The following is a 13,081-nucleotide window of genomic DNA, read 5'->3' as shown; positions in this document are numbered from 1 at the left end:
CTGGCCGCCGCAGGGCGCTGGTCGAGAGAAATGCCCGGAAAATGGTGGTGAACGATTTTAAGGAATGAACGGCAGTGTTCCACGGACCGTCTACAGTTGGACAGAGGACTGGCAGTGAATCTGCCGGCCGAGTGAATCTTTGGCCATCGCACCGGTCTAGAGCGTGACCGCAGTGTCGCTCGAACCACACCTGTCTACGCTATACCTGTGCGAGACTCATTCAGGAATCCAGCGCAATTATGAATGTCCTGATCGTTGATGACGAACCCCAAGGCCGTGAACGGCTTAGCCGGCTGCTCGGCGAACTGGAGGGTTACACCGTGCTGGAGCCTAGCGCCACCAACGGCGAGGAGGCCCTGGCGCTGATCGAAAGCCTCAAGCCCGATGTGGTCCTGCTGGACATCGGCATGCCAGGCCTGGATGGCCTGCAGGTTGCCGCACGCTTGTGCGAACGCGAGGCGCCGCCGGCGGTGGTGTTTTGCACCGGGGATGATGAATACGGTGCCGAGGCATTCAAGGACAGTACCCTCAGCCATGTGACCAAGCCTTTCCAGGCCCAGGCGCTGCGCGATGCCTTGCGCAAGGCCGAAAAACCCAACCGCGCCCAGTTGGCGGCGCTTACCCGGCCGGCCAATGAAGGTGGCGGCCCGCGTAGCCACATCAGTGCCCGCACGCGCAAAGGTATCGAGCTGATCCCTTTGCCCCAGGTGATCTATTTCATTGCCGACCACAAATACGTGACCTTGCGCCATGAGGCCGGGGAGGTGCTGCTCGACGAGCCGCTCAAGGCCCTGGAAGACGAGTTTGGCGAACGCTTCGTGCGGATCCACCGCAATGCGCTGGTGGCCCGTGAACGTATCGAGCGCCTGCAGCGCACCCCGCTGGGGCATTTTCAGTTGTACCTGAAAGGCCTGGACGGTGATGCCCTGACCGTCAGCCGTCGGCATGTGGCTGGCGTGCGCAAGATGATGCAAACCCTCTGAGGCTTTTTCGTAAGTTTGTGGATTTGCTCGCGCCTTGTGGGAGCGGCCTTGCGTCGCGAAAGGGCCGCAAAGCGGCCCCAGCAAATTGTGCATTGCTGCCGAAACCTTGGGGTCGCTGTGCGACCCTTTCGCGACGCAAGGCCGCTCCCACACAAAGCTGCGCATGACCTGTTGATCCGTATCTGCTAGCGATACCGGCGATGCTGTTATCATCGACGGTATTTCTCTGGATCGGGGCGTTTCATGTCCACTCGCGAAATCCGCATTGCCACCCGTAAAAGTGCCTTGGCCCTGTGGCAGGCCGAATACGTCAAAGCCCGCCTCGAGCAGGCTCATCCCGGTCTGCTGGTGACCCTGGTGCCCATGGTCAGCCGTGGTGACAAGCTGCTCGATGCGCCGCTGGCCAAAATCGGCGGCAAGGGCCTGTTCGTCAAGGAACTGGAAACTGCCCTGCTGGACAACGAAGCCGACATCGCCGTGCATTCGATGAAGGACGTGCCCATGGACTTCCCCGAAGGCCTGGGCCTGTACTGCATCTGCGAGCGCGAAGACCCGCGCGATGCCTTCGTTTCCAATACCTTCGACAGCCTTGAAGCGCTGCCTGCCGGCAGCATCGTCGGCACCTCCAGCCTGCGCCGCCAGGCCCAGTTGCTGGCACGCCGCCCAGACCTGCAAATCCGCTTCCTGCGAGGCAACGTCAACACCCGCCTGGCCAAGCTGGATGCTGGCGAGTACGACGCCATCATTCTCGCTGCAGCCGGCCTGATCCGCCTGGGCTTTGAAGACCGCATCACCTCCACCATCAGCGTCGATGACAGCCTGCCGGCTGGCGGGCAGGGTGCGGTGGGTATCGAATGCCGCAGCGCCGACGTCGAGATCCACGCGCTGCTGGCGCCACTGCACCATGCCGACACCGCCGACCGGGTAGTGGCCGAACGTGCCCTGAACAAACGCCTGAATGGCGGCTGCCAGGTGCCGATCGCCTGCTACGCGGTGCTCGAAGGCGACCAGCTGTGGCTGCGTGGCCTGGTCGGTCAGCCTAGCGGCGGTACTTTGTTGGTGGCCGATGCCCGCGCCCCCCGCTCTGCCGCTGAAACGCTCGGCGTACAGGTAGCCGAAGACCTGCTGGGTCAGGGCGCCGAGGCCATCCTCAAGGAAGTCTACGGCGAGGCCGGCCACCCGTGAGCCAATGGCGCCTGTTGCTGACCCGCCCTGCCGAGGACTGCGCAGCACTGGCGCAAAGCCTGGCGGCAGCGGGGGTGGGCAGCAGCTGCATGCCGCTGCTGGAGATAGAGCCCGTCACCGTGCAGGCCCGGCAACGCCTGTTGCTGGAAGGCCTGCATGGCTTCCAGGCGATCATCGTGGTCAGCAAACCTGCCGCCTGGCTGTTGCTTGAGCAACTGGCCGAGGCCGGTTTGCAGCCGCCAAGGCAAGGCTGGTTCACCGTGGGCGAGGCCACTGCCGCAGTGTTGCAGGAGAAAGGCCTGGGGGTGAGCTGCCCGCCGCGTGGCGATGACAGCGAAGCCTTGCTGGCGCTCCCGGCCCTGCGCCAGGCCGTTGCCATGCCTGCGCCGCGTGTGTTGATCGTTCGCGGCGTCGGAGGTCGCGAACTGCTGGCAGAGCGTCTTGCAGAGCAAGGTGCTAGTGTCGAATATCTGGAACTGTATCGTCGCTGCCTGCCGGCTTATCCGGCGGGCACCCTGAAGCGTCGCATCGAAGCGGAACGCCTCAATGGCCTGGTGGTCAGCAGTGGGCAGGGTTTTGAACATTTGCAGCAGCTGGCCGGCGCCGATTGGCCGCAGTTGGCACAGTTGCCGCTGTTCGTGCCCAGCCCCAGGGTCGCCGAGCAGGCCAGGGCCGCCGGGGCCCAACAGGTTGTGGATTGCCGTGGCGCCAGTGCCACGGCCTTGCTGGCAGCCGTGCAGCGCAGCGCTGCACCTGCCTCTTAAGGCGCTAAGCTGAACGCGATGCGCCCCCATGCAAAGGATGGATACGTGAGCGAGACTGTCTTGTCCAATAACGATCAGCCGTCGGCACAGGCGCCGGCGGAACCCGTCACCGCCCCACCCGCCAAGCGCTCCGGCAGTGGCCTGGCAGCGCTGGCCTTGCTGCTGGGTGCAGCCGGGGTGGCGGTAGGTGGCTGGGGTGTCTGGCAGGTACGCCAACTGCAAGGCAGTGAGTTCAACCAGGGCCAGCACATCGAAGCGCTGAACCAGCGCGCCGAAGCCCTGCAACAGCGCGAACAGCAAATCAGCGCGCAATTGGCCAGCCTGCCGGCTGCCAGCGAACTGGAAGACCGCCGCCGCCTGGTGGCGCAGTTGCAAGGTGACCAGCAACGCCTCAGCCAGCGCCTGGAAACCGTACTTGGCGAGAGCCGCAAGGAATGGCGCCTGGCCGAGGCCGAGCACTTGCTGCGCCTGGCCACCCTGCGCCTGTCGGCGCTACAGGACATCACCAGCGCCAAGGCCCTGGTCGAGGGCGCTGACGAAATTCTGCGCGAACAGAGCGACCCAGGTGCCTTCGCCGCCCGCGAACAACTGGCACGCAGCCTGGCCACGCTCAACAGCACCCAGCAGCCAGACCGTACCGGCCTGTTCCTGAAGCTGGCCGCTCAGCGCGAGCTGGTGCAGCAGCTCAGTGCCCAGTCCCCCGAGTTTGCCAGCAACGCCGATGCACTCGGCGCCCTGACTGCCGACGGTGATGGTGCCAGTCGCCTGTCGCAGTGGTGGGCAGAAATCTCCAAGTACTTCCAGATCGACTTCAATGCCGATGACAATGTGCGGCCGTTGCTGGCCGGGCAGCAACTGAACCAGCTGCGCCTGGCCCTGAGCCTGACCATCGAGCAGGCCCAGTGGGCCGCACTCAATGGTGATGCCAAGGTTTACACCCAGGCGCTGGACGACGCCCGTAGCGTACTGTTGGCCAACTTCAACGCCGACAACCCACAAAGCAAGGCCATGCTCGACAGCCTGAATGCCCTGGCCGATCAGCCAGTGTCGGTGGTTACCCCCGACCTCAGCGAGAGCCTGGCGGCCGTGCAGGCTTACATTCAGCGCCGCCACCTGCCGGCCGAGGCTGAAGGGGGCAAGCCATGAAGCGTGTCTACCTGCTGGCTGTGCTGGCGATTGTGGTCGCTGCGGCGTTGGGGATCGCGGTCGCCAAGCACAGCGGCTACGTGCTGATTTCCTATGGTGGCTTCCGCTATCAGTCGGGGCTGTGGGCGGCCTTGGCCGGCCTGCTGGCCGTGGTCGCACTGCTGTGGCTGTTGCGTTACCTGGTTGGCCTGGTGCTGACCTCCAGCGGCGTGGTCAACCCGTGGTCGCGGCGCAACCGTAGCCGGCGCATTCGCGTGGCCATCGAACAGGGCCAGCTGGACCTCGCCGAAGGCCGCTGGGCCAGCGCCCAGCGCCACTTGCACCGTGCCGCCGAGGCCGAGCGTCAACCGCTGCTGTATTACCTTGGTGCAGCGCGTGCCGCAAACGAGCAAGGCCGCATCGAAGACAGCGACAACCTGCTGGAGCGGGCGCTGGAGCGTCAGCCGCAAGCGGAACTGGCCATTGCCCTGACGCATGCCCAGTTGCAGATGGACCGTGGCGAAAGTGACGGGGCCCTGGAAACCCTGCTGGCCATGCAGGAGCGTCACCCGCACAACACCCAGGTGCTGCGCCTGCTGCAACGCCTGCACCTGGAACGTGGTGACTGGTCGGCCCTCATCCGCCTTTTGCCCGACTTACGCAAGGGCAAGGTACTGCCGCCCGCCGAGCTGGCTGCCCTTGAACAACGCGCCTGGGGCCAGAACCTGAGCCTGGCCACCACCCGTGGCGAAGACGCACAAAGTGCGCGTCAGGCCCTGGAGCGAGCCTGGCAGCAATTGACCGCAGCCCAGCGTCAGGAGCCACAGCTGGTGCTGGCATACGCCGAGCAATTGCGCCAGGTGGGCGCGCAGAGCGAGGCCGAACAGGTGCTGCGCACTGCGCTCAAGCGTGAATACGAAAGCCACCTGGCCCGCTTGTACGGGTTGGTGCGCGGTGATGACCCGGCGCGCCAGCTGCAAACCGCCGAAGGCTGGCTCAAGGCTCATCCGCAAGACGCCAGCCTGCTGCTGACCCTGGGCCGCCTGAGCCTGCAGAACCGCCTGTGGGGCAAGGCACGTGACTATCTGGAAAGCAGCCTGCGCATGGAGCGCAACCCCGAGGCCTGTGCCGAACTGGCCCGCCTGCTTGCTGGCCTGGGCGAGACCGAGCGCAGCAACCAGCTGTTCCAGGAGGGCCTCGGCCTGCTGGACGAACGCCTGCTGGCCCTGCCGTTGCCAGAAGGCGTACGCGCCTGACCCACCCCAAAGCCCGCGCCAAGGTGCGGGCTTTGGAGGTTGGTAATTTATCTACGCCTGCACGTTGGCGCTGCAATCCCTTTCTTCAGTCACCTCCTACCACCACTCTGGAAATTTCCTACACGATTCAGCGACTTGTCGTTGCTGTCGCGCCTTGAAACAAAGCGCGTCTTTCCTCTACCGTTTCAAGCCACTCCATCTTCCCCGGGACCTTCACCGCCCATGCTGCCGGCCCGTTTGCGCTCCTTTTTCCTTCCTGCCTGCCTGGCCGCACTGGCGGTGCTGGCTGCGTCTTTCCAACTGGAAAACATGCCAGGGCTGGTGCCGTGCCCCTTGTGCTTCAGCCAGCGTTTGCTGCTCGCGGCGTACGCGTTGCTGTGCCTGGGGGCTGTGCTGCAGGCGCCAGGCTTGCAGGGCATCCGCCAGTACGCGCGGGCGACGCTGGGCTGCTCGCTGGCCGGTGCGTTGCTGGCGGCGCGGCATGTCTGGTTGCAGGGCGCTGGTGCGGTCATCCATGTATGCCCGGTGCCGATTGGGCGGGTGTTCGAGCAATCCTGGGGCGAGGCGGCGCGGCAACTGTTGCTGGGTGGCCCGGATTGCAACTCGCTGACCTGGAGCTTTCTCGACCTGACGCTGCCCGAGTGGAGCCTGCTGGCCTTCCTGCTGCTGGCGACGCTGCCCTTGAGTTGCCTGCTGGCGTATCGTTTCCGCACCCTGGCAAGAACTTGACCTGGCGCAAGGTTGCGTCATGAGTACGACCAATGGCGATGTAACGGGGTATTAAACACTTGTATGAACTTTGTGTGCTGCGTACCTTGATGGGCAGCACGCGCGGGAATAATCTCGCAGCACGTATACCGAAAACACAACTGCTCGATGCCGTCCTGCTGATGTCACCTTTGTGCTGCGCGGTCGTGGTGCGAGGTGCAGCGGCATCTACCCAGAAGGGAAGAGATCGCCATGCTCGATAGTTGTCAGAACGCCCAGGAACGCTGGGGTGGGGTTCACGATCTGATCGACCGTTGGCTGAAGGAGCGCCAGGAACTGGTGCAGGCTTTCCGCGCATTGCGCGATGTAAAGCTGGCCTTTGCCGACAAAGACACGAACGGGGATTTTTGCGGCCTGCTTGTCGACTACTGTTCGGCGTGGCATTTCGAGGTCTGTGAGCAGTTGGTCAGTGAGGCCAAGGCTTTCGATGACGAGAAAGCGCTGAAACTGGCCGAAGAGATCAATCCGCGGATCAACGACATCACCCAGATCGCGCTGGCCTTCAATGACCATTGTGCGAAAGGCGAGTGCAAGGACACCGAGCGCTTCGCCGAGAAGCTGGCCAAGCTGGGCGGCCTGTTGCACGAGCGCTTCGAGCTGGAGGACTGCCTGATCGAAGTGCTGCACACCGCGCACAAGGAAGAGGGCGCAGTCGAGGCCTGAAGGTTGGCGTCAGTCACCAACCGCCAGCAGCTCGATCTCGAATACCAGAGGTGTATAGGGTGCGATCAGGTCACCCGCTCCTTCGGCGCCGTAGGCCTGCGCTGAAGGAATCACCAGGCGCCATTTGGCGCCAGCGTGCATCTGCGGCAAGGCTACCTGCCACCCTTCGATCACCGAATCCAGGCTGAACCACTGCGGTGTCTGGTTCTGGTCGAACACCGAGCCATCCGGCAGCCTGCCCACATAGCGAACCTGCACTTTGCCGCCTGCTTTGGGCTGTGCGCCCGTGCCTGCCTGCAGTTCACTGTACAGCACACCCTCCGGTAGTTCGTGCACACCATAACGGCCACGCTCATTGGCCATGAAGCGTGTTTCGGCTGCCCGCAGTTTCTGCGTGTCGGCATCACCTGCCTGTGCTTCATGCTGCTGGAGCACAGCCTGCATGCGAGCCTTGTCCAGCTTCAGTGGTTGGCCCTGATAAGACTGCTTCAGGCCTTCGACCAGTGCATCCAGTTGCAAGCCCGGCATCTCTTGGCGTAACCGCTCACCCAGGCTTGCGCCCAGGCTGTAGGCCAGGTCGTGCTCGTCACTGTCGGCCATGGCGATGGGGGCCAGCAGGCATAAACCTAATACAAGATATCGAGGCAACACCCTGGCTCCCAAAGATCAGCAATGATTAATTCAGCAACTACACTTTCACGCAGCTGCAAGATAACAACTTTGCCCAGGCATGCAACGCGGCGTCACTATTACGGTCAACATGCCCTAGCGGCGGTAGCAGCAGAAGCATAGTATGAGCCGCAATCTCGTCAGCCAGGAGGTAAACCATGTCGGCCAAAAAGAAGCCAGTAAGTACGCCGTTACACCTGCTCCAGCAACTTTCGGGCAGCCTGCTCGAACACTTGGAAGAGGCCTGCTCGCAAGCGCTGGCTGATGCGGAAAAACTGCTGGCCAAGTTGGAAAAGCAGCGTGGCAAAGCGCAGGAAAAACTGCACAACGGCCGCCTGAAATTGCAGGATGCCGCAAAGGCAGGTAAAGCCAAGGCGCAGACCAAAGCGCAAAAAGCCATCGGCGAACTTGAAGAACTGCTCGATTCCCTCAAGGAACGCCAAACCCAGACCCGCTCTTATATTCAGCAACTCAAGCGTGACGCTCAAGACAGCCTCAAGCTGGCCCAGGGCGTAGGCAAGGTTCGCGAGGCCGCAGCCAAAGCGCTGGATTCGCGTGCTGCCAAAACCAGCAAGCCGGCTGCTGCCAAACCTGCGGCGAAGCCAGCTGCCAAAGCGACTGCTGCTGCCAAGCCTGCGGCGAAGCCAGCCGCCAAAGCGACTGCTGCTGCCAAACCTGCGGCGAAGCCAGCTGCCAAAGCGACCGCTGCTGCCAAGCCTGCGGCGAAGCCAGCTGCCAAAGCGACTGCTGCTGCCAAGCCTGCGGCGAAGCCAGCCGCCAAAGCGACTGCTGCTGCCAAGCCTGCGGCGAAGCCAGCCGCCAAAGCGACTGCTGCTGCCAAGCCTGCGGCGAAGCCAGCTGCCAAAGCGACCGCTGCCGCCAAACCTGCGGCGAAGCCAGCCGCCAAAGCGACTGCTGCAGCCAAACCTGCGGCGAAGCCAGCTGCCAAAGCGACTGCTGCTGCCAAACCCGCAGCCAAGCCAGCCGCGAAACCAGCTGCCGCCAAAGCCCCGGCACGCAGGGCCGCCAAGCCAGCCGAAGCCAAACCGGCTACGCCTGCCGCCAGCACCCCGGCTGCTGCAACCAACTCGGCCACCCCGGCTGCTTCGGTAGCATCGTCGACACCCGCCAGCACTTCGGCTCAGGCGCCGTCTTCGGCGTCCTGAAGCGTAGCCGCTGCGGCGCGCAAATGATCCAGCGCGTCGTGGCGGCGGGCAGGCTCCGGCGCCAGCCGGGCCAGCCAGTCGTCCGTGAGCCCATGCGAGTCCGTGGGCCACTGTCGCGAGCATTCCTGCAAACGCTCAAGCAAGGTCTTTTCGGCCTGCAACTCCAGCCCCTTCACTTGTTCACGCAACGCCGCCAGTTGCGCATCACCCGATGCCGCTGCTCGCCATTGTTGGCGAAGGCCGCGTAACGGGGCGACCACGTCACGCTGCCAGGCCCCGGCTATTTCGGTTAACGCCTGCACGCGCTCATCCAGCACCGCCACGCCTCGTGCTTGCAGCCAGGTCGCGCACAACAGCAGGCAGACATCGCCACCCAGTGCCTGTAGCTCAAGGCAGGCCGCTTCCGCGCCGGGCCTGGCATACAGGGCCAGGGCATGATTCCACAGGTCGGTGTGCATGGTTCCACTCGCGCTATGGGCCGAGGAAGCTGGTAGACTCCGCGACCATCATGATCAGACTATCCAACCTCACTTTACAGCGTGGTCCGCAGCGCTTGCTAGAAGGCGCCGAGATGACCCTGCACGCCGGTCACAAGGCCGGCCTGATCGGCGCCAACGGTGCCGGAAAATCCAGCCTGTTCGCCTTGCTGCGCGGTGAGCTGTCACCCGATGCCGGTGACTGCCAACTGCCCGGTGACTGGCGCATCGCCCACATGCGCCAGGAGGTCGATACCCTCGACCGCCTGGCCGTGGACTATGTGCTCGACGGCGACGTGCGCCTGCGCAAGGTTCAGGCCGAACTGGCCGCCGCCGAGCAGGCCCACGACGGCACTGCCCTGGCGCGCCTGCACAGTGAGCTGGAAAGCGCCGACGGCTATACCGCCGATGCCCGTGCGCGCAAGCTGCTGGCCGGCCTGGGCTTCACCAACGAGCAGATGGATCGCCGCGTCGGTGACTTCTCGGGTGGCTGGCGGATGCGCCTGAACCTGGCTCAGGCGCTGATGTGCCCGTCCGACCTGCTGCTGCTCGACGAGCCCACCAACCACCTCGACCTGGACGCCATCCTGTGGCTGGAAGACTGGCTCAAGGGCTACCCCGGCACGCTGTTACTGATCTCCCACGACCGCGACTTCCTCGACGCTGTGGTCGACCATGTGCTGCACGTCGAGCAGCGTAAGCTGAACCTGTACAAAGGTGGCTACACCGCCTTCGAGCGCACCCGTGCCGAGCGCCTGGCGCAGCAGCAGCAAGCCTACGAGAAGCAGCAGGCGCAGCGCGCGCACATGGAAAAATACATCGCCCGCTTCAAGGCCCAGGCCACCAAGGCTCGCCAGGCGCAAAGCCGGATCAAGGCCCTGGAGCGCATGGAAGAGCTGTCGGCGGCGCACGTGGATTCACCGTTCGACTTCGTCTTCCGCGAATCGCAGAAAATCTCCAGCCCGTTGCTGAGCCTGTCCGAAGGCCGGCTGGGGTATGGCGACAAGGCCATCCTCGACAAGGTCAAGTTGCAGCTCACCCCAGGCGCGCGTATCGGATTGCTTGGGCCTAACGGCGCGGGCAAGTCGACGCTGATCAAGAACCTTGCGGGTGAACTGGAACCGTTGTCTGGCCGCCTGGTACGGGGCGAAAACCTGGCCGTTGGCTACTTCGCCCAGCACCAGCTCGACTCGCTGGACGACAAGGCCAGCCCGCTGCTGCACCTGCAGCGCATCGCGCCCACCGAGCGTGAGCAGACCCTGCGCGACTTCCTGGGCGGTTTCGACTTCCATGGCGCTCGTTGCGACGAGCCGGTCGTGAACTTCTCTGGTGGCGAAAAGGCCCGCCTGGCGCTGGCGCTGATCGCCTGGGAACGGCCGAACCTGCTGCTGCTCGACGAACCGACCAACCACCTCGACCTGGAAATGCGCCTGGCGCTGACCATGGCCTTGCAGGAGTTTGCCGGTGCCGTGGTGGTGGTATCCCACGATCGACATTTGCTCAAGAGCACCACCGACGACTTCCTGCTGGTGGCCGATGGCAAGGTAGACGCCTTCGACGGTGACCTGGACGACTACAGCCGTTGGCTGGTCGAGTACCGCCAGCGCAGCGCGCCGGCCAGTAGCGCCCCGGTCAACCCGGACAAGACCGACAAAAAAGCCCAGCGTCAGGCTGCCGCCGCTTTGCGTCAGCAGCTTGCCCCGCACAAGAAGGCCGCCGACAAGCTGGAAACCGAGCTTAACCAGGTGCATGCGCAACTGGCCGAGATCGAGACCGCACTGGGCGATGGTGACCTCTACGAGGCCGCGCGCAAGGATGAGCTGCGTGACCTTCTGGCGCGCCAGACCAAGCTCAAACAACGCGAAGGCGAGCTGGAAGAAGCCTGGATGGAAGCGCTGGAAACGCTCGAGGGCATGCAGGCCGAGCTCGAGGCGCTGTCCTGATGGAGGAACTGCGTTCGCTGCTGCCAGGGCAATGGATGGACACCTTCTGGCTGGGCTTGCAGATTCTGTTGATCCTGGTGGCAGCCTTCGTCCTGCAGCGCATCGTCGCCCGCGGGTTGAGCCGCCTGGGTCAGCGTTACCCGTTGCCACCGGAGCTGCTGGTGCCGGTGCGGGGCGGCTTGCGCTGGCTGATCATGGGCAGCGCGCTGTTGTTCGTGCTGGAGCGGTTGGGCGTTTCCGCAACGGTGCTGTGGACTGCACTGTCCGGCTTCGTCGCGGTGGCGGCAGTGGCCTTCTTCGCCATGTGGAGCGTGCTGTCCAACCTGTTGTGCGCGGTGCTGATTTTCACGGTGGGGCCGTTTCGCATCGGCGATGTGGTCGAGCTGGTCGACACCCTGGACAAGCCGGGCGTAAAAGGCCGGGTGATCGCCATCAACCTGCTGTTCACCACGCTGATGGAGCTGCCCGAGGCGGGTGGGGCGCTGGTGCAGGTGCCCAATAGCCAGTTCTTCCAGAAGTCGGTGCGGCGCTGGCGTGGGGCTGAAGTGCAGGCGATGCACAAAGATCCGACGGTCGAGGCAGATTAAACCTGAAGAATTTGCTGGTTATTTTTTCACCAACACCTTAGCTTAACGTTTTGCAACATATGTTCGAGCGAGGTGTGTGATGTCGATGGAAGTATGGTTGGGCTTCTTTGCCGCCTGTTGGGTGATCAGCCTTTCACCCGGTGCCGGGGCGATTGCCTCGATGTCCAGCGGCCTGCAATACGGCTTCTGGCGTGGTTACTGGAATGCTCTGGGCCTGCAACTGGGCCTGATCGTACAGATCGCCATCATCGCCGCCGGCGTCGGTGCCATCCTTGCCGCCTCGGCCACGGCTTTCCAGATCATCAAATGGTTTGGCGTCGCCTACCTCGTCTATCTGGCCTACAAGCAATGGCGTGCCTTGCCGATGGACATGGCCGATGAGTCTGGCGTGCGCCCGATCGGCAAACCGCTGAGCCTGGTGTTCCGCGGTTTCCTGGTCAACGTCAGCAACCCCAAGGCACTGGTGTTCATGCTGGCGGTGCTGCCGCAGTTCCTTAACCCGCATGCGCCGTTGCTGCCACAATATGTGGCGATCACCGTGACCATGATCAGTGTGGACATGTTGGTGATGGCGGGCTACACCGGGTTGGCTTCGCGGGTGTTGCGTCTGCTGCGTACGCCCAAACAGCAGAAGCGCCTGAACCGTACCTTTGCCGGGTTGTTCATTGGGGCGGCCACCTTCCTGGCCACGTTGCGCCGCGCACCTCTCTGATAGCCAGCTGGGGCCTTGTAGAGGCCCCAGCTATTTCTGTTTGTCCACCAATCCCTTGAGCAGATCTACCGGCAACGGGAAGACAATGGTCGAGCTCTTGTCCCCGGCAATCGTCCCCAGCGTCTGCATGTAGCGCAACTGCATCGCCCCCGGCTCCTTGCTCAGCATCTGTGCCGCCTGCATCAGCTTCTCCGACGCCTGCAACTCGCCCTCGGCATGAATGACCTTGGCCCGCCGTTCACGTTCGGCCTCGGCCTGCCGGGCGATGGCACGCACCATCGATTCGTTCAGGTCGACATGCTTGATCTCGACATTGGCCACCTTGATGCCCCAGGCATCGGTCTGCGCATCCAGCACCTGGCGGATGTCCAGGTTCAACTGCTCGCGTTCGGCCAGCAACTCGTCCAGTTCATGTTTGCCCAGCACAGCGCGCAATGTGGTCTGGGCCAACTGGCTGGTCGCCACCAGAAAATCCTCGACCTGGATAATCGCCTTCTGCGGATCCAGCACGCGGAAGTACACCACCGCGTTGACCTTGACCGACACGTTGTCGCGTGTGATCACGTCCTGCGGCGGCACATCCAGCACCACGGTGCGCAGGTCGACCCGTACCATCTGCTGGACCACCGGAATCAACAGGATCAGCCCCGGCCCCTTGACCTGCCAGAAGCGGCCCAGCTGGAACACCACGCCGCGCTCGTATTCGCGCAGGATGCGAAACGCCGATAGCAACAGCATCGTCAGCACGATCAGCACCGCGCCGAAACCCACTTGCATGAACATG

The 13,081-nt window shown here is 63.6% G+C and carries 14 protein-coding genes; 11 read left to right on the top strand and 3 right to left on the bottom strand.

Going from position 1 to position 13,081, the window contains the following annotated elements; genetic code table 11:
- The first annotated feature begins 239 nt into the window (after positions 1-239).
- The 7 genes from A0O30_RS18415 to rsd all read left to right on the top strand — a co-directional run bounded on the left by A0O30_RS18415 (position 240) and on the right by rsd (position 6,744).
- Positions 240-983 (top strand): LytTR family DNA-binding domain-containing protein, encoded by a 744-nt coding sequence (locus tag A0O30_RS18415; protein WP_015268539.1) that lies wholly within the window; start codon positions 240-242, stop codon positions 981-983.
- Between the two features lie 243 nt (positions 984-1,226).
- A complete protein-coding gene (gene hemC / locus A0O30_RS18410; RefSeq protein WP_016714405.1) occupies positions 1,227-2,168 on the top strand; it encodes a hydroxymethylbilane synthase in 942 nt (313 codons plus the stop codon).
- The gene (locus A0O30_RS28035) at positions 2,165-2,932 is read left to right on the top strand and encodes a uroporphyrinogen-III synthase (protein ID WP_256589714.1); all 768 of its coding nucleotides are present in this window, start codon (positions 2,165-2,167) and stop codon (positions 2,930-2,932) included. The genes hemC and A0O30_RS28035 overlap by 4 nt, the downstream gene beginning before the upstream one ends.
- 45 nt (positions 2,933-2,977) lie before the next feature.
- Entirely contained in the window at positions 2,978-4,078 is a 1,101-nt protein-coding gene (locus tag A0O30_RS28030; protein WP_198749558.1) for a uroporphyrinogen-III C-methyltransferase, read from the top strand.
- Positions 4,075-5,313 (top strand): heme biosynthesis protein HemY, encoded by a 1,239-nt coding sequence (locus tag A0O30_RS18400; RefSeq protein WP_105947435.1) that lies wholly within the window; start codon positions 4,075-4,077, stop codon positions 5,311-5,313. The genes A0O30_RS28030 and A0O30_RS18400 overlap by 4 nt, the downstream gene beginning before the upstream one ends.
- Before the next feature lie 222 nt (positions 5,314-5,535).
- Complete coding sequence (locus A0O30_RS18395; RefSeq protein ID WP_105947434.1) at positions 5,536-6,042, top strand: disulfide bond formation protein B; 507 nt, start codon at positions 5,536-5,538, stop codon at positions 6,040-6,042.
- A 231-nt stretch (positions 6,043-6,273) separates the two neighbouring features.
- Complete coding sequence (rsd, locus tag A0O30_RS18390; protein WP_105947433.1) at positions 6,274-6,744, top strand: sigma D regulator; 471 nt, start codon at positions 6,274-6,276, stop codon at positions 6,742-6,744.
- A 9-nt stretch (positions 6,745-6,753) separates the two neighbouring features.
- On the opposite strand, the gene A0O30_RS18385 is transcribed toward rsd, so the two are convergent.
- Positions 6,754-7,392, bottom strand: coding sequence for an FKBP-type peptidyl-prolyl cis-trans isomerase (locus A0O30_RS18385; RefSeq protein WP_105947453.1), 639 nt, complete (start codon positions 7,390-7,392; stop codon positions 6,754-6,756).
- A gap of 179 nt (positions 7,393-7,571) precedes the next feature.
- On the opposite strand from A0O30_RS18385, the gene A0O30_RS18380 reads away from it, so the two are divergent.
- The gene (locus A0O30_RS18380) at positions 7,572-8,579 is read left to right on the top strand and encodes an AlgP family protein (protein ID WP_105947432.1); all 1,008 of its coding nucleotides are present in this window, start codon (positions 7,572-7,574) and stop codon (positions 8,577-8,579) included.
- Here the strand turns inward: A0O30_RS18380 and A0O30_RS18375 are convergent.
- Positions 8,555-9,037: a TIGR02444 family protein gene (locus A0O30_RS18375; protein ID WP_105947431.1), complete on the bottom strand. Its 483-nt coding sequence runs from the start codon at positions 9,035-9,037 to the stop codon at positions 8,555-8,557. The two genes, A0O30_RS18380 and A0O30_RS18375, sit on opposite strands and share 25 nt — an antisense overlap.
- Positions 9,038-9,087: 50 nt before the next feature.
- On the opposite strand from A0O30_RS18375, the gene A0O30_RS18370 reads away from it, so the two are divergent.
- From A0O30_RS18370 to A0O30_RS18360, 3 genes are all read left to right on the top strand, one after another.
- Positions 9,088-10,998, top strand: a complete 1,911-nt coding sequence (locus A0O30_RS18370) for an ATP-binding cassette domain-containing protein (RefSeq protein WP_105947430.1) — start codon at positions 9,088-9,090, stop codon at positions 10,996-10,998.
- Positions 10,998-11,585 (top strand): mechanosensitive ion channel family protein, encoded by a 588-nt coding sequence (locus tag A0O30_RS18365; RefSeq protein ID WP_060499459.1) that lies wholly within the window; start codon positions 10,998-11,000, stop codon positions 11,583-11,585. The genes A0O30_RS18370 and A0O30_RS18365 overlap by 1 nt, the downstream gene beginning before the upstream one ends.
- 79 nt (positions 11,586-11,664) lie before the next feature.
- Complete coding sequence (locus tag A0O30_RS18360) at positions 11,665-12,297, top strand: LysE family transporter (RefSeq protein ID WP_105947429.1); 633 nt, start codon at positions 11,665-11,667, stop codon at positions 12,295-12,297.
- A 30-nt stretch (positions 12,298-12,327) separates the two neighbouring features.
- On the opposite strand, the gene A0O30_RS18355 is transcribed toward A0O30_RS18360, so the two are convergent.
- The gene (locus A0O30_RS18355; protein WP_105947428.1) at positions 12,328-13,080 is read right to left on the bottom strand and encodes a slipin family protein; all 753 of its coding nucleotides are present in this window, start codon (positions 13,078-13,080) and stop codon (positions 12,328-12,330) included.
- Position 13,081: the final 1 nt, after the last annotated feature.

Origin of the sequence: Pseudomonas sp. LLC-1, assembly GCF_002992185.1 — a bacterium.
Classification (GTDB): Bacteria; Pseudomonadota; Gammaproteobacteria; order Pseudomonadales; family Pseudomonadaceae; genus Aquipseudomonas; species Aquipseudomonas monteilii.
Note: the sequence above shows the minus strand (reverse complement) of the source record. Positions and strands in the feature narration are given on the sequence as shown.